The 20,234-nt window shown below is 48.0% G+C and carries 18 protein-coding genes; 14 read left to right on the top strand and 4 right to left on the bottom strand.

The window, feature by feature from the left end:
- Window positions 1–70: 70 nt before the first annotated feature.
- A complete protein-coding gene (locus AQULUS_RS12595) occupies window positions 71–1,426 on the bottom strand; it encodes an MBL fold metallo-hydrolase RNA specificity domain-containing protein (RefSeq protein ID WP_148340637.1) in 1,356 nt (451 codons plus the stop codon).
- Between the two features lie 212 nt (window positions 1,427–1,638).
- On the opposite strand from AQULUS_RS12595, the gene AQULUS_RS12590 reads away from it, so the two are divergent.
- On the top strand, window positions 1,639–3,699 hold the full coding sequence (locus AQULUS_RS12590; RefSeq protein ID WP_148340635.1) for an adenylate/guanylate cyclase domain-containing protein: 2,061 nt from the start codon (window positions 1,639–1,641) through the stop codon (window positions 3,697–3,699).
- 108 nt (window positions 3,700–3,807) lie between these two features.
- Here AQULUS_RS12590 and AQULUS_RS12585 read toward each other — a convergent pair whose 3' ends face one another.
- Together AQULUS_RS12585 and AQULUS_RS12580 are read right to left on the bottom strand one after the other, a co-directional pair.
- Window positions 3,808–4,770: a phosphatase domain-containing putative toxin gene (locus AQULUS_RS12585; protein ID WP_148340633.1), complete on the bottom strand. Its 963-nt coding sequence runs from the start codon at window positions 4,768–4,770 to the stop codon at window positions 3,808–3,810.
- Window positions 4,767–5,252, bottom strand: coding sequence for a cupin domain-containing protein (locus AQULUS_RS12580; RefSeq protein ID WP_148340631.1), 486 nt, complete (start codon window positions 5,250–5,252; stop codon window positions 4,767–4,769). The genes AQULUS_RS12585 and AQULUS_RS12580 overlap by 4 nt, the downstream gene beginning before the upstream one ends.
- 210 nt (window positions 5,253–5,462) lie before the next feature.
- Here AQULUS_RS12580 and AQULUS_RS12575 point away from each other — a divergent pair, with 210 nt between their 5' ends.
- The 5 genes from AQULUS_RS12575 (at window position 5,463) to AQULUS_RS12555 (ending at window position 9,839) form a co-directional block, all read left to right on the top strand.
- Window positions 5,463–6,761, top strand: a complete 1,299-nt coding sequence (locus AQULUS_RS12575; RefSeq protein ID WP_148340629.1) for a cation:dicarboxylate symporter family transporter — start codon at window positions 5,463–5,465, stop codon at window positions 6,759–6,761.
- Between the two features lie 33 nt (window positions 6,762–6,794).
- Window positions 6,795–7,400, top strand: coding sequence for a thymidine kinase (locus AQULUS_RS12570; protein ID WP_148340627.1), 606 nt, complete (start codon window positions 6,795–6,797; stop codon window positions 7,398–7,400).
- 310 nt (window positions 7,401–7,710) lie between these two features.
- The gene (locus AQULUS_RS12565) at window positions 7,711–8,154 is read left to right on the top strand and encodes a CBS domain-containing protein (RefSeq protein ID WP_148340625.1); all 444 of its coding nucleotides are present in this window, start codon (window positions 7,711–7,713) and stop codon (window positions 8,152–8,154) included.
- A 102-nt stretch (window positions 8,155–8,256) separates the two neighbouring features.
- Window positions 8,257–8,769 (top strand): Dps family protein, encoded by a 513-nt coding sequence (locus AQULUS_RS12560; protein WP_148340623.1) that lies wholly within the window; start codon window positions 8,257–8,259, stop codon window positions 8,767–8,769.
- Between the two features lie 221 nt (window positions 8,770–8,990).
- Window positions 8,991–9,839, top strand: coding sequence for an alpha/beta fold hydrolase (locus tag AQULUS_RS12555; protein WP_148340621.1), 849 nt, complete (start codon window positions 8,991–8,993; stop codon window positions 9,837–9,839).
- A gap of 57 nt (window positions 9,840–9,896) precedes the next feature.
- Here the strand turns inward: AQULUS_RS12555 and hemB are convergent, their stop codons facing one another.
- The gene (gene hemB / locus AQULUS_RS12550; RefSeq protein ID WP_148340619.1) at window positions 9,897–10,901 is read right to left on the bottom strand and encodes a porphobilinogen synthase; all 1,005 of its coding nucleotides are present in this window, start codon (window positions 10,899–10,901) and stop codon (window positions 9,897–9,899) included.
- 397 nt (window positions 10,902–11,298) lie between these two features.
- Between hemB and AQULUS_RS12545 the strand changes: the two genes are divergently transcribed.
- The 8 genes from AQULUS_RS12545 to AQULUS_RS13205 all read left to right on the top strand — a co-directional run bounded on the left by AQULUS_RS12545 (window position 11,299) and on the right by AQULUS_RS13205 (window position 20,211).
- A complete protein-coding gene (locus AQULUS_RS12545) occupies window positions 11,299–13,440 on the top strand; it encodes a RelA/SpoT family protein (RefSeq protein ID WP_148340617.1) in 2,142 nt (713 codons plus the stop codon).
- Between the two features lie 220 nt (window positions 13,441–13,660).
- The gene (locus AQULUS_RS12540; RefSeq protein ID WP_148340615.1) at window positions 13,661–14,362 is read left to right on the top strand and encodes a GntR family transcriptional regulator; all 702 of its coding nucleotides are present in this window, start codon (window positions 13,661–13,663) and stop codon (window positions 14,360–14,362) included.
- A gap of 1 nt (window position 14,363) precedes the next feature.
- Window positions 14,364–15,662, top strand: a complete 1,299-nt coding sequence (locus AQULUS_RS12535) for a type III PLP-dependent enzyme domain-containing protein (protein ID WP_148340613.1) — start codon at window positions 14,364–14,366, stop codon at window positions 15,660–15,662.
- On the top strand, window positions 15,659–17,218 hold the full coding sequence (locus tag AQULUS_RS12530; protein WP_148340611.1) for a methionine--tRNA ligase: 1,560 nt from the start codon (window positions 15,659–15,661) through the stop codon (window positions 17,216–17,218). Before AQULUS_RS12535 ends, AQULUS_RS12530 begins: the two co-directional genes overlap by 4 nt.
- Entirely contained in the window at window positions 17,208–18,524 is a 1,317-nt protein-coding gene (locus AQULUS_RS12525; RefSeq protein ID WP_148340609.1) for a lysine N(6)-hydroxylase/L-ornithine N(5)-oxygenase family protein, read from the top strand. Before AQULUS_RS12530 ends, AQULUS_RS12525 begins: the two co-directional genes overlap by 11 nt.
- Complete coding sequence (locus tag AQULUS_RS12520; RefSeq protein WP_172622888.1) at window positions 18,517–18,855, top strand: cupin domain-containing protein; 339 nt, start codon at window positions 18,517–18,519, stop codon at window positions 18,853–18,855. The genes AQULUS_RS12525 and AQULUS_RS12520 overlap by 8 nt, the downstream gene beginning before the upstream one ends.
- A gap of 7 nt (window positions 18,856–18,862) precedes the next feature.
- On the top strand, window positions 18,863–19,903 hold the full coding sequence (locus AQULUS_RS12515) for an NAD(P)/FAD-dependent oxidoreductase (RefSeq protein ID WP_172622887.1): 1,041 nt from the start codon (window positions 18,863–18,865) through the stop codon (window positions 19,901–19,903).
- Between the two features lie 221 nt (window positions 19,904–20,124).
- Complete coding sequence (locus AQULUS_RS13205; protein ID WP_148340814.1) at window positions 20,125–20,211, top strand: potassium-transporting ATPase subunit F; 87 nt, start codon at window positions 20,125–20,127, stop codon at window positions 20,209–20,211.
- The last annotated feature ends 23 nt before the right edge of the window (window positions 20,212–20,234 follow it).

The following is a 20,234-nucleotide window of genomic DNA, read 5'->3' as shown; positions in this document are numbered from 1 at the left end:
CCGTTGTTCTGCCAATTTGTGTCCTTGTCCGCATCCAGGGCATGGAGATACAGCAAAGGCAACATTTTCATCAGAGACTTGCGGTTTGTAAATATTCTGGTATTTGGCAAGCCCAGCCCAGTTCAGTAGAAATTTTTTCTGACAATGATAAAGCACTTTCAATCATGCCGTGTGTGATAAAGACTTTGCCGGGCGGCTGTTTGAAGTGCTTCAGCCAATCCAGCATTTCCTGATAATCCGCGTGTGCAGACATGTTTTCCATCATGAGGATGCTGGCGCGCACAGGAATATATTCACCGTGAATTTTGATTTCAGTTTCACCTCGCATCAGGCGGTCGCCGCGAGTGCCGGGCGCCTGGTAACCAGTGAATAAAATGGTGTGGTTTTCATAAGGTAAAAAGGCTTTCAAATGGTGCAAAATACGCCCGCCCGTCGCCATGCCGCTCGCTGAAATGATGATTTTGGAATGGCGAGATTGAGAAACCGCTTTGGATTCTTCTGGTGTGCGAATGTATTTTGCGGTTTTGCATACCTGAATACATACGTTTTCCGGCAGTTGATGTTCGTCCGCGTATTTGCAAAACAGATCACTTACATCCTGCGCCATGGGGCTGTCAAGGTAAACGGGCACATCAGGTATGCGGCCTTGTTCTTTTAATGAGTAGAGATAATAAAGAATATCCTGTGACCGTCCAACCGCGAAAGCGGGAATGATGACGCTTCCCTCCTTGGAGAGTGTATTGTTAACAACGTCCGCTAATTGATTTTCGGGGCTGGAGGCACTGTGCAGCCGGTCGCCGTAAGTGGATTCGATCACAAGGTAATCGCTATGGGTGACGATAGCGGGGGCGCGCATAATGGGGTGATGCTTTCGTCCCAGGTCACCCGTGAACAAAATGGATTGACCGTGATGCTCCAGCCTGACGAGTGATGCTCCTATTATATGTCCTGACGGCAATAATTTTAGCGTCAGGTCTTGCGTCAATTCGTGTGCGGAATCGAAATCCAGGGGCATGAAGTAATCCAGCGCTTGTATGGCATCCTGATAGGTATAGAGTGGCAGGGCGGGAGTATGCTTGGAATAGCCGTATCGGTTCGCACGGGCGGCATCCTCTTCTTCCAGATGCCCGCAATCAGGAAGAAGTATGCTGCATAAATCGCGGGTTCCACGGGTGCAATATATTTTTCCACGAAAGCCGTTCTTTACCAGCAGCGGAATATAGCCGGAATGATCGACATGCGCATGGGTGAGTATGACAGCTTCAATCTCTTGGGGATTAACCGGCAATTTGTCCCAGTTTTTAAGACGCATGTCTTTATAACCCTGATAGAGTCCGCAGTCGATCATGAATTTTTTATTCTTGACGGTGAGCAGGTATTTTGATCCGGTGACGGTTCTGGCGGCGCCCAGGAATGATATCTCCATGATTCAGTCTCTTTGTCTTTCCAGCCCTTATCATAACCTGTTTTGAAAAAGAAAGAATCAGGGATTGATATTCAGGTACGAGATCAAGCTGATGGAACATTCTCATTTTCTCAGAATGATTCTATGGCATTCAGGAGTTGTCATGTAGAATGATCGTAATTGTCTGTATGAGCGATAAAGAAATCAGCTGTCCCGCGTAACAAGGAACGTACATGATCGATAAATTATTGTCCAAGTCTCGGCATTGGCTGTTCAGTCTTCGATTTTGCATACTTGCAATTTTTATCTCTCTCTTTTTGCTGACTGCCATTTTAATTATTGCCGTGACTTCTATCGCATTTTCCGATGAGTTGGCATTTACCTCGCTGTCTCTGATGCGGCACGTGTCTGATGTGGTTTTGCATGAGCTGGTTTCCGGAATCCGGCCTGTGGAAGTGGCTGCCAAATTCTCGTCTGACCTGATTAGAAGCGGTGTGGTAGAAAAAAATGAGACTGATCTTGTCCCGTATACCTATTATCTGACTAGCATGGCTGACCTGGTGCAGGGTGCGTATTGGGGAGATGAAAAGGGAAATTTCATCTACTCCCAGAAGACATCCGATGGCTCAATCAGTTCGGAGATTTACACTCGCAAAGGCCAGACTGCCAAGCATGTCACTATTCAAAGAGATATGCACGGAAAAATCATTAACACCGCAGTCTCTCCGAATGTATCTTTTGATCCGCGCACAAGACCATGGTATGTCGAAGCAAAAAAAATAAAAAAAACCACATGGACGGATATTTATCAGTTTTATGAAGAAATGCCCGTCAGTCCTTTGGGCATTACAGTCGCATCACCCGTACTAGACCGTAATGGGAATGTCACCGGTGTATTTGGCGTCGATATGAGGCTGGACTTTTTGACCAAATTCATCAATGAAGTCAAAGTGACTCCGCACGGCTTTGCATTCATTATCACAACCAAGGAAAATCTGGTGGCCTATCCGCAGCTGGGCCCGTTCACAACCTACGGTGTTCATAACGAAGATTTGATTAACGTGCACAAACAAGCTACGCCGTTGATAGATAAATCGATAGACAAGTATAAAAAAACAGGTTTGTATGAATTTGGCATCCGGGATCACGGTGAGACTTATATCGTCACGTACCATGAAGTTCCTGATCTTGCAAACCATGGCTGGTTGATTGGGGTTATCACTCCGACAAATGATTTTGTGAGTTTTCTTAAGCGGGTGCATCTGATTACATTGCTTGTCAGCTTTTGTATGCTGATCCTGGGTATCATTATCGTCTCCAGGCTGGTAGCGCGCGTTGTGAAACCGATCAATATGCTGGTCAGGGAAACAGATAAAATCAAGCGCTTTGAACTGGAGGGAGAGATCACGGTCCAATCCAGAATAAAGGAAGTGCTTTATCTGCGGAATTCAATTTCATCCATGAAGCAGGGGCTTAAACATTTTCAGCGTTATGTGCCGAAAATGCTGGTGCGCCAGCTCATTGAAGTCGGACAGGATGTTTCTGTGGGCGGAGAGAGAAAGGAATTGGTGGTGTTTTTTTCGGATATTGAAAATTTTACTACCATTTCAGAAGCGATGAATCCGAATCAATTGATGGAGCAGGTGTGTGAATATTTCGAAGTCATGACACAGGTCATTCTTGCTGAAAAGGGCACAATCGACAAGTATATCGGGGACTCCATCATGGCGTTTTGGGGTGCTCCCATCGAAGAAGACCATCCCTGCGAACGCGCGGCTAAAGCGGCGCTGGAATGTCAGACAAAAATTGCGAATCTTAACGCGAAATGGAAAAAACAAGGCAAACCGCAAATGCATACGCGAATGGGCATTCATCTCGGCGAGGCTGTCGTGGGTAACGTCGGATCCTCAGAGCGGATTAATTATACCGCGCTGGGAGATACCATCAATATTGCAAGCCGTCTGGAAAACATCAACAAGGTATATCACACGCATATTGTTGTCAGTGATGCCGTATATGAGATAATCAAGGATAAGTTTGTACTCCGCCTGGTAGATCATGTCGTCGTGAAGGGAAGAAAGAAACCAATATACATTTATGAGTTATTAGGTGACGATATGGGTAAAATCCCTTTTGATATCCTGTCTTACCGCCTTGAATTTGAGAAAGGCTTTCAAGCCTATGAACGCCAGAGCTGGGAGGTTGCCCTGTCCCATTTTCAAAAGTGCATGCAGATATATCCGGAAGACACGATTGCCAGCCTGTTTATACAAAGGTGTCGAAAACACGCATGATCATTTTAATATCCGCCAGGATGGCAAGTTCAGGCTGTTCACGCCGGGCCTGGCAAGACTCAAACCGTCCTAGCGTGGCGGTTTGAGTCTGTGAATCCAGGAGTATGTTTAGCTAAGCGGGTGCTCCTTGATCCAGGTGCTCCAGGCGCCGGAATATCCGCGCAAAGATGTGCTGGCGTACTGGTAAAAGTGCATCAGGAAATCGAGTCTGGCCTTGTAATACTGTTGCATGTCAGGATGCTTGCGTTCGATATCTGTCAGATCATAATAAGGCGAAACCGACGCTTGTCGTTTGATAATTTCATTAAATGAAATCTTGTCTGCGTTTTTCAGCATGTCATACATGGCCATGAACGTTGTCGCGCGGCCGTTGCCGCCGCGGCAGTGCATGTGCAGCCAGACATTGTCGGGAAGGCTTTTGACGAGGCTGACAAAACGGTCGACGTCTTCATCGCGCGGCGCCATATGATCGGTTACGGTCAGCCGGATATATTCAAAACCGGCTTTTTCCGCCACGCTTTTTTCGCTTTCCAGTGTGTCTACCTTGACATTGACGCCCTGGGAAAATTTATGTTCATCGAACTGATCAATCGATAAGACATTATTTATTACCGACCGCCCCGCCAGGGACTGCAGCCAACCTTGCTCGGCAGCGATGGATTGTTGATAGGAATTTCCCAGATTGATCCAGTTGTGTTCGTCAGTGAGTGTAATTGCATTATTATTCAGGTATGCATGATCTTCCTCGCGCAAATCCAGGTCTATCATCTTTTTGTATTTGCCCCCGGTCTCCTTCTCAATATTGCTCGCGATTTTCTTGAATCCTTTCGCGCTGGGCGCGCCGCTTGCCGATACCCACGCGTGTTTCAGGCCTGACGTATTGCCTTTATAGGCATCCCTGATCATCTTGACCGTGCGCCAGTGCTTGACATCGGAAGTGCTTTTATCCGTATCCTGCACAATACAAGGGTGTTCCCTGGTCCCGTCGCAAAAATCGGAATTGAGCGCATATGCGTGATTCGCTATGGCGAAAGCCGATGCGAGTGTAGCTAGAAGAGGAATGATTTTCATGAATGTATCCTTGTTTGATTGGATTGGGATTGTGCCGCTGCTGTGTCGTTATAAATCGCCCCCCACGGGCCGACGCCGCTTATCTGCAGGATGGTTTCATCCTGTGTCCAGCCATAATGCTGAGTCTTGGCGGGAATGGTGATATACGTACCGGCTGTCATAGGAATAGTTTTGTTTAAATCAAACTTGTTGCCGGTTCCCAGATGATATGTGCCGGAAATAACCATGTCATGCTCGGAAATGTCATGGTAATGAGGGGCGATCTTGAAATTTGCCGGAAATTTCAGCCTTGCTATAAAGAAACCCTTTTTTTGCGGGTCTCCTGCTAGTATGGCGACTTGCGTGCCCGGCAGGCTGGGCAGGTTATTCCAGACCAGCGTGCCGCTGTCTGATGTTATCGGCCTCAGTTCTTCAGAATGGGCGGCGCAGGTGAATGCCGCCAGAAGGATAGAGGCCGTCACAGGGAGAAATTTTGAGCGCATTACTAAAACTCCTTTTTAGTCATACTCTTGGTCAGAATGAGTCGGAAAAAAATCAGAGCGAGTTTATGGAACCCGGTGAAAAGTTGCAAGTCCGGCTTGCTGAAAATCAGCCGCTGCGGGCAAGAAGGTTTCCAAACCTTGATTTTTATGAGACTCTAAATAGTTACGATCATAACAAGACAGCATAAGTAACGGGGGGTCGTTTAGGTCATGATCATTTCAATGGTTGATATACTGGTTTTTATTTTTTCGCTTGGGTTGCTGCATGGAATTAAAAGTCCAGCAGTACAACTGAGTGTTCGTGTGCTGCTGGGTCTGGGTCTGGGAATTGGATATGGTTTTCTTCTCAAGTTAACACCGGCGAATTCCTTGCTGGACATCATTAAAAGTATACTTTACCTGATTGGCAACGGTTATTTGGCATTACTGAAAATGCTGGTTATCCCGCTCATCCTGACCTCTATTATTCATGCGATCCTGAACCTGGGCGTGGGAGAAGAACGCTCTATCAAGACATTAAGTTTTTACACCTGCGGTATCCTGCTCGCGATGACATCTGTATCTTCACTGATAGGAATCAGTGTTGGACATCTGCTCGGGGTGGGCAGCGGGCTGTCACTTCCGGAGTTCATCCAGGTTCCCAAGCATGCTTATACAGGCGTGATCGATACCTTGATGGGGATGCTGCCTGCTAATCCTGTGAGCGCGATGTCGCAGGAAAACACAATTGCGATTGTTATTTTTGCCGCGCTGTTGGGTGTTGCGGCCCGGACGCTTGATCACAAAGACCACGACAAGATGAAAGTTTTTCGGGAATTTGTCGCTTCCCTGTTCGCGATTGTCAAAAGACTGGCTAATCTGGTTTTGAGTTTGACTCCTTACGGGATTCTTGCACTTATGTCGCTTTTGCTGCTGGATCAGGGGACAGCAATGTTGAGCGGAATGATACGTTTCATTCTGGCGATGTACGCGGCCATGGTGCTTGTCATGGGCATGCATAGCCTGCTGCTGATGCTGTTTGGCGTGAATCCCGTCGCCTACTTCAAAAAAGCCTATATTCCTTTGCTGGTTGCTTTTACAACGCGTTCCAGTTTCGGAACCCTGCCTGTGACTGAAGAAACATTAAGAGATAAGTTCCGCACCAGTCAAACCACGGCAACATTTGTGCCCAGCATAGGCGCTACTATAGGCATGAACGCATGCGCCGGTGTGTTCCCCGCCATGCTGGTCGTCATGACATTGGCAGTCCTGCACCAGCCTCTGACGCTGAATATTATTCTGATGGTCATGTTTATCAATGCTCTTGCCTCACTGGGAATATCTGGGATTCCTGGCACAGCCTACATTGCGGCGACCGTGACACTGACCAGCCTGAATCTTCCGTATGCGATCGTGGCTTTGGTGCAAGGCATTGATCCTGTCGTCGATATGGGGCGTACGGCGGTAAATGTAAATGGAGTCCTGACAACTTCTTTGATGGTGGAAAACCTCACGCGCCCTGATAAATAATAGCGTGTCGGAATCCTAGTCAGGGGAAATGCAATGGCAAAACTTTATTTTTATTACTCGGCGATGAATGCCGGAAAAAGTACGGTATTACTCCAATCAGCATACAATTACCGTGAGAGAGGCATGGCGACCCTCTTATTCACACCGTCGATAGACAGTCGTTATGAAAGCGGCAAAATACATTCGCGCATAGGCTTAAGTGCGGATGCCGTTTCATTCGACGCCGGCACCGACCTTTTTGACTATACGCAAATGGAAAAAAATCACACTCCTCATCTCCAATGCGTGCTGGTTGATGAAGCCCAGTTTCTCAGCAAGGCGCAAGTCATGCAGCTGTCAGAAGTTGTTGACAAACTGCATCTTCCGGTCTTGGCATATGGTTTGCGCTCGGACTATCGCGGCGAACCATTTGAAGGCAGCCTCTACCTGCTGGTCTGGGCGGATAATCTGGTGGAATTGAAAACAATTTGTCACTGCGGCAAGAAGGCAATCATGAACACCCGGATTGATGCGCAGGGCAAAGTTGTCAAAACAGGCAACCAAGTGTGTATAGGCGGCAATGATCAGTATATTCCTATGTGCCGGCAGCATTTCAAGGCGGCTGCTGGTCAGGGTGCAATAGCGGACAAATTAAAATAACGTCGGGGCAAAAGCTCCATATACCCAGTCCAAGCCGGAAGCCGTGTATGGGCTAACGCTCCGGGCTTGTTAAGCATCTAAAATATTATTTAGTTCCGTTCCAGGACGCCGAGCAGTATTTTTTGTTCGGTGTTTTTTTGTCTGTTTCTAACTCAATGATTTAGCATAAAGTGTTCAGGGGACGCGGAGCAGCATTGGTGTTTTAGATTACAGGGGACAGGATTTAACCGGCGTCAAATCATGTATACTACATAGAGAGGCCGCAAGTGAGAAAAAGGATAGTAATGCTTTGATTCAAGAGGGTTTTATTATGGATACACCACTAAGTGTGCTGCTAAAGGACAAGGGTTATAAAATTGAAACTATTACGCCCGGTATTTCTGTTTATGATTGTGCGGTGAAGCTGACCCAGCTCAAGGTCGGCGCGCTGCTGGTCATTGATGGCGGAAAACTGGCTGGCATAGTGAGTGAACGCGATATTCTCCGAAAAATCGTGGCGCTGGGTGAAGACGCCAAAAAAGAAATTGTTAATTCCATCATGACCAGGGAATTGATTACCGTAACGCCTTCCACAACGGTGGGGGAGGCCATGAGGATAGTGACAGACAAAAGGATAAGGCATCTCCCAGTCCTGGAAAGCGGCAAACTGGTGGGTATTATCTCAATAGGCGATTTGACGCGGTGGGCGATGTTATTGCAGGAGCAACAGATTTCGTCACTTACGAATTATATTCAGGGTGAACGTTCCGGCTGAACATCTCTTTAGCATGGGCGCTGCAGCAACACGACTCCTGCTCGCCTGCGGATGAACGGTAGCTATTCAGACATTGGGCCAACTAACATAGGGATAACGAATATGAAAGACATCACATTAATCGCTGCTACTCCACAAAAACTGTCCACGCCTAATGATTTGGGCGAAAAGGCGCGTCAGGCTGTTCCTGCCGCGATTAACCCTATCGTCGCCGATGCATTTGCCTTATATGTCAAGACAAAGAATTTTCACTGGCATATGTCGGGCAGCCATTATCGGGATTATCACTTGCTGCTTGATGAGCAAAGTGACCAGATTTTTGCGATGATAGATGTGCTTGCGGAGAGAGTGCGCAAATTAGGCGGGCTGACTATTCGATCAATTGATCATATCAAGAGCCTGCAGCGTATTCGTGATGACAATGATGCATTTGTGCAGCCTAAAGACATGCTCAGGCGATTGATGGAGGATAACAAAAGCTTTGCCTCCAGTCTGCGGGCTGCTCACAAGATTTGCGATGATAATAATGATATTGCGACCGCCAGCCTTCTTGAAAATTATGTGGATGAGACCGAGCGCAGGATATGGTTTTTATACGAGACACTGTCAGATTAATTGTTTTTCAATGCGAACAACTTTGCGTTCGGGTGTGACACATGAGGTTAATGCCGCGCAGGACTTCGGTATGTTGATATCAATGAATCTGCCGGAATATTATGCTGCGGTTTCTATCACGCATGATGATTGGCCGGCCATGAAACTCGTCGAGAATGATTGCTGAACTCTTGAGTGCGAAGAGTGATGCACAGTGAGTTCTGATATCAACAGGGTCTGATATGAAACCGAATTACTTATGGACCAGCTCAGGAGCGCGTTTGAGATGTATACGCAGTGCGTGTGACGGCAATGTCAACTGGATATTCCTTCCCGGCGGCCCGGGACTGGGCTCTGAATCATTAAGAGGATTGACGCAAATCCTGAAGATGCCCGGGATGATATGGCACCTTGATTTACCCGGCGATGGATCAAACACCAAAACGGATAGCGGCTTTTCACATTGGTCCAGGGCGCTTGTTGAGGCAGTCAAGGCATTGCCTAACGTTATCTTGGCGGCGCATTCAACGGGCGGTATGTACGCGCTTTCCACACCGGCATTGAGCAGGTTACTGACAGGGCTGGTATTAATGGATACGGCGCCAGACGCGTCGTGGCAAAATCGGTTTATGCAATTTGCTGTTAATCATCCAATAGATGGCATCACGGAATTACAGAAAAAATATATAAAAAAGCCAAGTAATGCTTTATTAAAGCAAATAACAGTTGCTTCTGCGCCATATTCATTCACAAAAAGGGGGCTGAGGAAGGGTGTTGCGCTTTTCAAGTCATTACCATTCAATTATAAGGCGTGTGAATGGTCAGCAAAGCATTTTGATAGTACTTACAGGGCTAAATGGGTGCCAGACAATATGCCGGTATTAATTTTTGCGGGCGCAAAAGACAGAATCATTCCATTGGATTTTTTTATCGCATCGAAAAAATTTCAAAGAAAAAATATTGTGTTTCTGCGCATTAAAGACGCTGGGCATTATCCCTGGATAGAAAATCCCGGGCAGGTGGCTGAGGCATTCAATCAGTACTCCCGCATAGTCATGGCCAGGAGCGCGGAGAAAAAAGGGCGGCGTTGAATGCATCCTGGTCAGCCTCTGCAACTTAAGTGCAGGGTTCATTGAATAAAATAAAAATTAATTTTCATTGAGCCACGCGGCTGCTTCTTTCGCGAAATAAGTGATGATGAAATCAGCCCCCGCGCGACGAATGGATGTCAGGATTTCAATGGCCGCGCTGCGCTCATCCAGCCATCCTTTCTGTGCTGCCGCCTTGATCATTGCGAATTCGCCGCTGGTATGATAAGCGCCCAGCGGCAGCGCAGGATATGCTTGTTTGACTTTTGCAATTACATCCAGATAAGTATGGGCGGGCTTGACCATCAGCATGTCCGCGCCTTCTGCGATGTCGAGGGCGCATTCGCGAATCGCTTCGCTGACATTGGCGAAATCCATTTGATGCGTGCGGCGGTCGCCGAATTTCGGCGTGCCTTCAGCCGCATCCCGAAATGGGCCATACATGGAAGAAGAGTATTTTACTGAATAACTGAGAACTGGAATGTGTTTGTATCCGGCTTCATCAAGGGCATGGCGGATAGCCTGAACCATGCCGTCAATCATTCCGCTGGGCGCGATGACATCAGCCCCTGATCTGGCGTGGCTGACAGCTTGCATCGCGAGCAGCGCCAGTGTCTTGTCATTATCAACATCCATGCCATGCGCATGCTGGGTGAGGACGCCACAATGACCGTGGTCGGTGTATTCACAAAAACAGACATCAGAGAAGATGAGAAGCTCCGGGGCGGTTTGTTTGATCAGAGGAATCGCGGATTGTATGATGCCGTTTTCGGAATAGGAATCCTTGCCCTCGGGATCTTTGTGCTCGGGTATGCCGAACAACATGACGCTGCGAATTCCAAGAGCAGTGAGGTCTCTGATTTCATTTTCCAGCTGATCCACGCTGAGCTGAAAGTGCCCAGGCATGGAGGCGATGGCGTTTTTGATGTTTTTCCCGTGGCGTATAAATAACGGCAAAACGAAATCGCCGGGTTCCAGCCGGGTTTGTTTTACCAGGTTTCGCAGGGTTTTATGCTGTCTTAGACGTCGCAAGCGTGTTTTGGGATACAAGCCGTGGTAGTTCATCAATATGACCTCAGGTTCATGCTCATGGATATGCGGTATGCGCACAGCGTTTACATTTGCACAAGTTCAGCCGGTTCGGCCCGGGCGGAGAGGCAATATTCTGCTTATTTTGAAGCTTGCGGTCAGCACGAACCCAGCGCCGCAAATAATAACCTAATTTTCAGGGTTAAACAAACACTGTAAATTCAAAAGCTAATGCTGTGAAGTCCGTGTTCCGCTGCCGCGCTTCCTGATCATATATACTATTATTCAGTAAGTTAGAAAATGCCATTCGCGATGAAATAAGCTTATATTTCTCGGGGATAGTTGGGATATAATTAAAAAAAAGAAACCGGACCAAAGGTCCAGCGACTGAGTCGAATTGCGAGAGTGGTTTGTCTATCGATACAGGTATTTTATGAGTAAGCGCCGTTATCCTATTAATCCTGAAGAGTGGATTCATTTTCTGTCTGAAACGCGCGGCGAAGCTGCCGCTGCTCCGCTAAAAACAGCAGTGGGTCTTTATGACAGTAAAAACCAGGCACAACTGGAAAAGGGTCTGGGCATTGCCGACATCCTGCTGGCGCTGGGACTTGACAATGAAACGCTGGCTTCGGCGGTTCTTTACCCTCTCCTGCAGGCAAACGAAATTCATATTGATTCTGTCGCGGAATGTCTGGGTGAAAGCAGCGGCAAGCTATTACAAGATGTGATGCAGATGCGGCTGCTGGGGAAGCTTCAACAATTTCAACTCAAAGGCAGCCACCAAATCGAAAACCTGCGCAAGATGCTATTGGCGATGGTCACGGATGTGCGGGCAGTGCTGCTTGTTCTCGCGGAGCGGTTATGGGAACTTCGCCACTCCAAACACATCGATAGCAAGGAACAGAAATTATTGGCTGATGAAACCCTTTCCGTCTATGCGCCCCTGGCGAATCGCCTGGGTGTGTGGCAGTTGAAGTGGGAAATTGAAGATTTATGTTTGCGTTATTCACATCCGGAAATTTATACCGAAATCGCGAAAGGCATTGCGTCCCGGCGCGATGACCGTGAAGCTTATATCCAGCGCATGGTGAAAATACTGAATGACACAGTCACGCAGGCTGGCATCAAGGATTTCCAGGTCAAGGGACGCGTCAAGCATATCTACAGCATTTATAAAAAGATGCAGCGTAAAAATGCCAATCTTGAGCAAATCTATGACATGAGCGCGATACGCATCCTGGTCCAGACGGTGGATGATTGCTACGCTGTGCTGGGCGTGTTGCAAAACGGATGGCAGCAGCTTCCGGAAGAGTTTGATGATTACATCATGCATCCTAAGCCCAATGGTTACCGATCCATTCATACGGTGCTTCTGGGGCCGGAAAACCATTTTGTTGAAGTGCAAATTCGTACTTACCAGATGCATCAGGAATCTGAACTGGGAGTGGCGGCGCACTGGCGATATAAGGAAGGTGTTCTGCAAACTTCCAATTATGAGGCGAAAATCGCACTGCTCAGACAAATTATTGAATGGCAGAAAGAAGTGGTCTACCAGGATGAAGTCAAGGCAGAGCAGCCGATTAAGGATTTGTTCGCGGATCGTATCTATGTATTTACACCGATTGGTGATATTGTCGATTTACCCAAGGGCGCCACACCGCTGGATTTTGCCTATCTTATTCACAGTGAAGTCGGTCATCGCTGCCGGGGAGCGAAAGTAGATGGCAATATCGTGCCATTGACGTACGAGTTGCAGATGGGGCAGCGGGTGGAGATTCTTACGGCCAAACTGGCCAATCCCAGCCGCGACTGGCTGAATCCTCAGCTGGGGTACCTGAAGTCCCCGCGCGCGCGCGCTAAAGTACAGCACTGGTTCAGAGTGAAAGACAGCATGAAACACGCTGTCAATGGCAGGGAGCTGCTGGACAAGGAATTGAGACGGCTGGGCATTAGCAACAAAACCAGTCTTAACAAAGTGGCTGTTCAACTCAATTATAAGTCTGATGACGAGATGCTGGCGGCTCTGGCCGCAGGCGAGATCCGCATGGCCCAAATCATTCATCATCTGCTGCCTTCGGATCATGTTGAAAACGTTCCCGTCATTGAGGCGCGTGTAAGCGGCAGCGCGGCGCCCAATATCCATATCTTGGGAATGAATAACTTGTTAACCCATATTGCGCGTTGCTGCAAACCTCTGCCGGGGGATTCTGTCGTGGGATATGTCACGCGAAACCGCGGTGTGAGCATACACCGGCGAGATTGCAGCAATATGAGAAATCTTTCCGGTGAAGGGCTGGATCGAGTCATGGAGGTGAATTGGGGCGATAGGCATTCCGGCGCATATCCTGCCGATCTGTTGATACGGGTATATGACAGGCCGGGATTATTGCGTGATATGACCACTATGCTTGCAAGTGAAAAAATCAACGTTCTGGGCCTGCAAACTCAAAAAGTCAACGATTCACCGGAGGTAGATATCTATCTTACGATTGAAATCGCCAACCGCCAGCAGTTGAAAGTTGCGCTGGAACAGATTCAAAAACTGCCAAATATCATTGAAGTCAGGCGCCGCTAGCCCGGCGCAGTTTTTCCGCTGTTATCGTGTGTGTGCCCGGCCGGTTTTGCAAGGCCGTTGCCGGTTTCTTTTATGAGTTGGAAATTCAGCCAGTAAAGATAGCGCAAAAAATAACCACGCCTTGTAAATTTCGAAAACTTGTTTATTTTCGAAAATACTTATACACTCTCCCTTCTATTTAATTATCAGAAAATTCCTGGAAAGCGGCAGAGGCTTAGCGATGACTTTGAAACAACGTAAAACAACCAAATCAACCAGGGTTATGGAAAGCATACGGAATGATATTCTTTCCGGTGCGTTGGCGCCTGGCGAAAAGCTTCAAATGGATATCCTGAAAGAGCGGTATGGAATTGGCTACAGTCCGCTTAGAGAAGCACTTTCCAGATTGGCGAGCCTGGGGCTGGTACACTCCGAAGAACAATGCGGTTTTGAAGTGGCGTCCCAGTCCCTGGAAGAATTGCACGATTTATATCAGATCAGGGCCTATATCGACACGATCGCTCTTGAATTATCCATACAAAAAGGGGATGAGCGCTGGGAGGCGGATATTGTTTCCAGTTGGTATTGTTTTTCCAGATTGCTGGACCCCGCGCAGAAATCCAAAATCGAAACGCATGACTGGGAGCGATTACAGCGAAATTTTCTCTATTCACTAATCAAGGGTTGCGGCTCGCCCTGGCTGCTCAAAATCCATATGATGCTCTACGATCAGGCGCAGCGTTATCGCGCAATATGCATCAACCATCACGCGAAGGATAAGAAAATGTTGCAGAATTACAGGCTGGAATGCCAGCGCCTGGTCGATGCGGTGCTGGCCAGGGATACTGTAAAAGCCATACGGATCTCCCGAGCAAGCTGGGAAAATACTGTCAAAGGGATTGCTGAAGTTATTGAGCGTCAAACCTCTTCAAGAGATCCATGACATGCGCGAGAGTGAAAATCATTTTTCTGGAGTGAGCGCCGTTGTTGCCTCGGAATGGGCTGAGCGGTTTGGCACTCCGCTTTTCATCATGGATGAAGCGGGAGTCTTGCAGCGTTTTGATTCATTGCGCCAGGCCGTTCAAACGCGCTACCCGCATTCCATTGTGTCGGTGTCATATAAAACCAATTGTCTGAAAGGGCTGCTTGCCCGTCTGCATCAGGCCGGCGCGCACGCGGAAGTAGTTTCCGGACTCGAATATGCGATTGCGGATGAGATCCGCCTGCCCGGACAACGTATCATATTCAATGGCCCGATGAAGACGCGGGAGGAAATCGAGAAAGCGATTAAAGACCAGGCGATAATCAATTGCGATCATGATGATGAAATTGAATTGATTGCCGCTGTGGCGCAGCGCATGGCTAAAACGGTATCGATAGGGCTGCGAATTTATTTTTCAGACACGCAGTCGTCCTGGAACAGATTTGGATTTCAGGTCGACAAGGAGCTGGCTCAGGCAGAGACGCGTAGTTTGGTCGATAAAATCCTGAAATCCCCTTATCTGAAGTTGGGCGGCGTGCACATGCATATTGGCACCAATATCCGCGACTTGCGTCAGTTCAGACAGATGGGCCAATGTCTGGGATTATTTGCCTCGGCACTGAAATCGATTTATCAGATTGAACTGGAATGGATTGATGTGGGCGGCGGTTTGGCCGGGATAAGTCCTTTGCGCGCAGACAGCCATAACCGTCACCTGCCGCTTCCGGACGCCGAAGCTTACGCGAATGCGGTAATTGCACCGCTGCTGCCCTATCTGCATGGCGCGTCACAGCCGCCTCTTTTGATCTTTGAGCCTGGACGTACTTTGTTTGAGGCATATGGCGCGTTATTGACCCGGGTCGTAGGAAGGCGGCATCAGAAAGATAGTTTGCCTGCTGTTATTCTGGATGCGGGGATCAACACCTTGTCTACCAGCTATCGATATGACTTTCCCATCCGGTGCTTTGCCGACACAAAATCTGCTCGATTGACCCAATTATGGGGGCCGACCTGCAATCAGGCAGATCAATTGCACACACCTTTGGCGCTGCCGGAGTTATCCGTTAATGACTTGCTGATGTTTTATGGAGTGGGATCATACTGTATGGCTTTCAGCTATTCATTTATTCGATTTCGTCCGGGCGTCATTCTCTGGCGGGGCGGCAGTCACGCGGAATGGCTGAGATTGCCGGAATCGCTTTTGCATAACTCCATGATAGGGCATATCCCTGAATCAATAGCGAGGGAAGCAAGACAATGAGTCAACGAGGGAAAAAATATTTGCTGATACCTTCTGTGCCTACCCCGAACGGCGGTCTGCACCTGGGTCATATAGGCGGGCCTTACCTTGCCGCAGATGTTCTCGCGCGTTATCTGAGAATGCGGGGAGCGGAGGCGCTGGTCATGTCAGGCACGGACAGCTACGAATCTTACGTCACGCTGCAGGCCGCGAAAGAAATGCGGCCACCTGATAGTGTCTGTCATGCTTATCACGAGCGCATTGTTAATGATTTGGAAGTCATGCAAATCAGTATGGATGAATTTGTTAATCCGCTGTCTTTGAGATGGAATGCTGTTTATTCAGGGTGGCATTATCGTATTTTACAGCAGCTGCAGGATGCGGGATCCATTCTTAGAGTAAATGAAAACATGCCATGGGACCCGGTCAGGAAAATGTATCTTGCCGGCTGCTGGCTGCAGGGAAAATGCCCTCAATGCGCGCTGGAGGTGACGGGTTATTTTTGTGAAAACTGTGGCGCGCATTTTCGTCCCGAAGAATTAAGTCACGACAGCGGGTTGTTGCACAGAGAAGTGACGAACCTGTTTTTGAGACTGCAAGATATTTGTCGGTTATCAGAAACAGGCATTCAGCCCGAGATTGAATCATCATATCGACAGTATCTGAACCGGCAGCAAGGCATGCTGCGACTTACAGCGAACAATCCTTGGGGTCTTTATCATGATGATGAAAGCACGCTTTTTAATTACGGATTTATTTTCGCATATTTCCTCATGCTGGGTGAGATTGCGTCACAGCGGCTGCATGCAAATGAAAATGCCTTTTCGGCAGATTCATCCATTATTACAATAGCCTGTTTCGGTATTGATAATGCAATCCCTTTTCTCGCCAGCGTGTTAGGCATCACGAATGCCTGCGCGGAATTCAAACCCTTTGATTATTATCTGGCGAATCATTTTTATCTGCTTGAAGGCCGCAAGTTTTCAACCAGCCGTCGGCACGCTATCTGGGTTAAGGATTTCAGCGGCTCTGAAAAGCTGATTACGGATTGCGTTCGATATTATTTGTCATCTATTAATGTGAGGGAAAATCAGGGTGATTTTATCATGTCTGAATTCAAGGCCTGCTGTCTAAGAATGATGGATTGTGTGCAAAGACTGGTTATTCCCGCCTTACAACAAATTGCAGACGTTCCCATAACGGCTATTGGCGCTGACATGATGGAAGAAATGGAATCCGCGCTCGCGAGACAAGAGCAGGCCATGCGGCCGGTGCGCTATCTTCCACAGACTGCTACCGATCAGGTGGAGGTGTGGATACAGTCGGGAGAAGGTCATGCCAAGGCCGATGGAAATGCCTTCTGGTGGCTAAAAGGCTTGTGCCTGTTGGTTTACCCCATGATGCCGCATTTAGGGCAGGAAATGTGGTTTGCATTAGGGTATGACGGGGCTCCGGATTCGCTGGAGCTGTCGAGGCTGCCGGAAAGGCGGGTGCGGCCGCTTGAGATGAGGATTGTATCAATCCAAGACATCAGTCTGGATAGATGGACAAGAGAGGTGATGTGCCATGCAGGTTAATGATGACCAAAATGCTGTCGATTTACTAGGTGTGGGTGTCGGGCCCTTTAATTTGAGCCTGGCTGCGCTGCTCGCACCATTGCCGGCGATTACCAGCTGTTTTTTTGATCGCAATCCGTCATTTGTCTGGCATTCCGGATTGCTGCTGCCTGAAGCAGAAATCCAGGTCAGTTATCTGAAAGACCTGGTGACCCTGGTCGATCCGGCGAATCCTTTTTCATTTATTGCCTATCTCGCCAAGCATAAACGATTATACCGGTTCATGAATGCCCGCTTTCATCAGGTTTTGCGGACCGAGTTTAATCAATATCTCAACTGGGTAAGCCGCTCGCTCGCCAATTTGAATTTTGATGAAGAGGTGGAATCTATTCATTTTGAACAATCCTCTTTTGTCGCCCGGACATCCAAAAGAAAAATCCGGACAAAACATCTCGTCCTGGGCAGCGGTTTGTCACCCTCTATTCCTGAATGTGCCAGGTTGAAAACAGGAAATAATATTTTTCACGGAAAGGATTACTTGTCCCATAGCCATCGCTGTCGTGGACGGCGGGTGGTTGTGATCGGAGGCGGTCAAAGCGGCGCGGATATCGTCAATCACCTGCTGAGTGACAGCGGAGCGCTGCCATCGGAACTGGTCTGGGCAACCAAACGAGCCATATTTTCGCCGATAGATGAATCGGTATTTGCCAATGAATATTTTACACCCGTGTATAATGATTATTTTTTTTCGCTGTCATCAGGTAAAAAAAGCCGGTTGCTGCAAGAACAGGTCCTGGCGAGCGACGGCATCTCCGCGCATTTGCTCGAATCCATCTACCGCAAGCTTTATTTTTATGAATTCATTGAAAACATGCCGCGCTTTTTCCGTTTTATCGGCAATCATGAGTTAACCAGCTTGAGCCGCAGCGGGAACTCGGTTGAAATCGGCCTGCGAATCTGTGACACCATAGAGCAGCGTCATTATGCTGCGGATGTTGTCATTCTCTGCACGGGATACCATTGGCAAATGCCGGCTTATCTTGAAGGTTTGCGGGACAGGATTCCTCTGGAAAATGGTCATTTCTGTGTGCGGAAAGATTATTCCATACACTGGTACGGACCTTCACAAAATCAGATTTATGTACAAAACGCGGCGCGCCACTCACACGGAATTGCCGATCCCAATCTTAGTCTGATGGCATGGCGCAGCGCCAGGATCATTAACAGTCTTGCCCAAAAAACGGTTTATGATATTGACAATGAAAGCACGGTCATGGAATGGGAGGGATTCTCCGGGTACCAGAATGAGGAAAGACAGTATGCCTGAAAACACTCCGATTCGTGAACCTCGTTTGCATCTGCAAGAGCGGGATCTCATTGCGCAAGGGGTTGACGTTCGCATGTTCGGGTTCGTTGAAAATGTCAGACCGCCATTTCATGCGGCCCGTTTTGAAGTGCTTCCTGGCTGCAGGACACCGCTGGATCAGCATAGCGTTCAAGAGTGCTGGATTATTCTGAAAGGATCAGGTCTGCTGGAACATGAAGGCAGACAATATCCTGTGATGGAATCTGATATCTTTTATTTCGCATCTTTTGAGCGGCATACTTTGATTAATGATCGTGATCGGGCTATCACGGTGTTATCAATATACTGGTAACCATTTTATGGCGCGAGAACAGGCTGATATTGTCATTGTGGGTGCGGGAATCACAGGCTGCGCCATATTTCATGAATTGTCAAAACGGAAGATGGGCAAGATCGTGCTGCTGGAAGCTTGCCGGATTGCCGGCAAGACAACGGGGCAATCGGGCGGCCTGATTCGTCAGTTTGCGCTGGAGCCGGCGCTGCGTGCGTGTCAGATAGAGGGATTTCAATATTATCATCGGTTTCATCGCGAAGTTGGATCATCCTGTTCATTTCATCAAACTGGTCTGATAAGCCGGATTTCGCGCGCATCCGTTAAATCATTACGAGTCTGTAAGAATGAATTAAACCCGGAACACTATCCAGTCATCTGGCATGATGACGGCGACACTATCCGTATTCACGAACCCTTGGCGGGATCAGTCAATCCGGTACAGACGAGTCAGGCATGGGTCAGCGCGGGGAAGGCGCACCATGGCGTTTGTTATGAAAACAGACCGGTATCCCGCATTCTCGGAGATACGACAGGGGTGCAGGGAGTCGAGACCTCCTGCGGTGAAATCCGCTCGGAGAAGGTGATTTTGGCCGCAGGGCCAATGACGCCTGCGCTGATGAGAACTGTTAATCTCGAATGCAAAATCCGGATAAAGTCGTTTCAGTATCATCTTTATCAGCGAGCTTCAACCCTGTTTGAAACCGCTCATCTTGACTTTATCAATGACTTTTATGTTTTGCCGCTTAGGGATGGAAATGTGCTTGCAGGCTGCCTGCATCAGGATGAACCTGTCATTCATGGATCTGACCCGCTTCCAGTCAATAATCATACTGCCTTTGAGCTGCATGTCTTGATAGCACAGCAATTTCCCGCATTGGAAAAGGCAGAGTATTCGGTTCACACCAGCGTAGATACCTTTACATGTGATGGTCGAACAGAAGTGAATGCAATAATGCCGGTCAAAGGATTGATTGTCGTTCCTCCCGCCAACGGCGGAGGTATCAAAACGGCGCCCGCCATCGCAAAGCGGATTACTGCCATGCTCATCCCGCACGGGACAGCTTAAGGTTTCTCCGTTAATAGTCATGATGTGTCGGCATTGCTCAGGATTATCCAGCCATTCGGATTTGAGAATTTACTCCGTGCTGATACTGATATACCCTATTTACATTACTAAAAGGTAAATTTCATGGAAGACTTAATTTATATTGGCATGGCGATTGTATTCTATACGTTCAGCTTCGTCCTGATCAATTTTTTTGATTTGCTCTCCCGGAGCGATGAACCATGAGTGTTTACAGCGCATCTGCTGTGATTGTCTTGGTATTATTCATCTATTTATTATTCGTAATAATGAAGCCGGAATTATTTTGAATTTCGCAAGAAAGGGATGATTG

It is taken from the genome of Aquicella siphonis, from assembly GCF_902459485.1.
GTDB classification, from domain to species: Bacteria; Pseudomonadota; Gammaproteobacteria; order DSM-16500; family DSM-16500; genus Aquicella; species Aquicella siphonis.
The sequence above is the reverse complement of the archived record's forward strand: the minus strand, read 5'-3'. Positions and strand labels throughout refer to the sequence as shown.

Bases quoted from the DNA above. Each gene is read 5' to 3' on its own strand.
- AQULUS_RS12525 (WP_148340609.1), top strand. From the start codon at position 17,208: ATGCAGGTTAATGATGACCAAAATGCTGTCGATTTACTAGGTGTGGGT.
- AQULUS_RS12530 (WP_148340611.1), top strand. From the start codon at position 15,659: ATGAGTCAACGAGGGAAAAAATATTTGCTGATACCTTCTGTGCCTACC.
- AQULUS_RS12515 (WP_172622887.1), top strand. From the start codon at position 18,863: ATGGCGCGAGAACAGGCTGATATTGTCATTGTGGGTGCGGGAATCACA.
- AQULUS_RS12545 (WP_148340617.1), top strand. From the start codon at position 11,299: ATGAGTAAGCGCCGTTATCCTATTAATCCTGAAGAGTGGATTCATTTT.
- AQULUS_RS12540 (WP_148340615.1), top strand. From the start codon at position 13,661: ATGACTTTGAAACAACGTAAAACAACCAAATCAACCAGGGTTATGGAA.
- AQULUS_RS12570 (WP_148340627.1), top strand. From the start codon at position 6,795: ATGGCAAAACTTTATTTTTATTACTCGGCGATGAATGCCGGAAAAAGT.
- AQULUS_RS12535 (WP_148340613.1), top strand. From the start codon at position 14,364: ATGCGCGAGAGTGAAAATCATTTTTCTGGAGTGAGCGCCGTTGTTGCC.
- AQULUS_RS12555 (WP_148340621.1), top strand. From the start codon at position 8,991: ATGAAACCGAATTACTTATGGACCAGCTCAGGAGCGCGTTTGAGATGT.
- AQULUS_RS12560 (WP_148340623.1), top strand. From the start codon at position 8,257: ATGAAAGACATCACATTAATCGCTGCTACTCCACAAAAACTGTCCACG.
- AQULUS_RS13205 (WP_148340814.1), top strand. From the start codon at position 20,125: ATGAGTGTTTACAGCGCATCTGCTGTGATTGTCTTGGTATTATTCATC.
- AQULUS_RS12575 (WP_148340629.1), top strand. From the start codon at position 5,463: ATGATCATTTCAATGGTTGATATACTGGTTTTTATTTTTTCGCTTGGG.
- AQULUS_RS12585 (WP_148340633.1), bottom strand. From the start codon at position 4,770: ATGAAAATCATTCCTCTTCTAGCTACACTCGCATCGGCTTTCGCCATA.
- AQULUS_RS12565 (WP_148340625.1), top strand. From the start codon at position 7,711: ATGGATACACCACTAAGTGTGCTGCTAAAGGACAAGGGTTATAAAATT.
- AQULUS_RS12580 (WP_148340631.1), bottom strand. From the start codon at position 5,252: ATGCGCTCAAAATTTCTCCCTGTGACGGCCTCTATCCTTCTGGCGGCA.
- AQULUS_RS12595 (WP_148340637.1), bottom strand. From the start codon at position 1,426: ATGGAGATATCATTCCTGGGCGCCGCCAGAACCGTCACCGGATCAAAA.
- AQULUS_RS12590 (WP_148340635.1), top strand. From the start codon at position 1,639: ATGATCGATAAATTATTGTCCAAGTCTCGGCATTGGCTGTTCAGTCTT.
- hemB (WP_148340619.1), bottom strand. From the start codon at position 10,901: ATGAACTACCACGGCTTGTATCCCAAAACACGCTTGCGACGTCTAAGA.
- AQULUS_RS12520 (WP_172622888.1), top strand. From the start codon at position 18,517: ATGCCTGAAAACACTCCGATTCGTGAACCTCGTTTGCATCTGCAAGAG.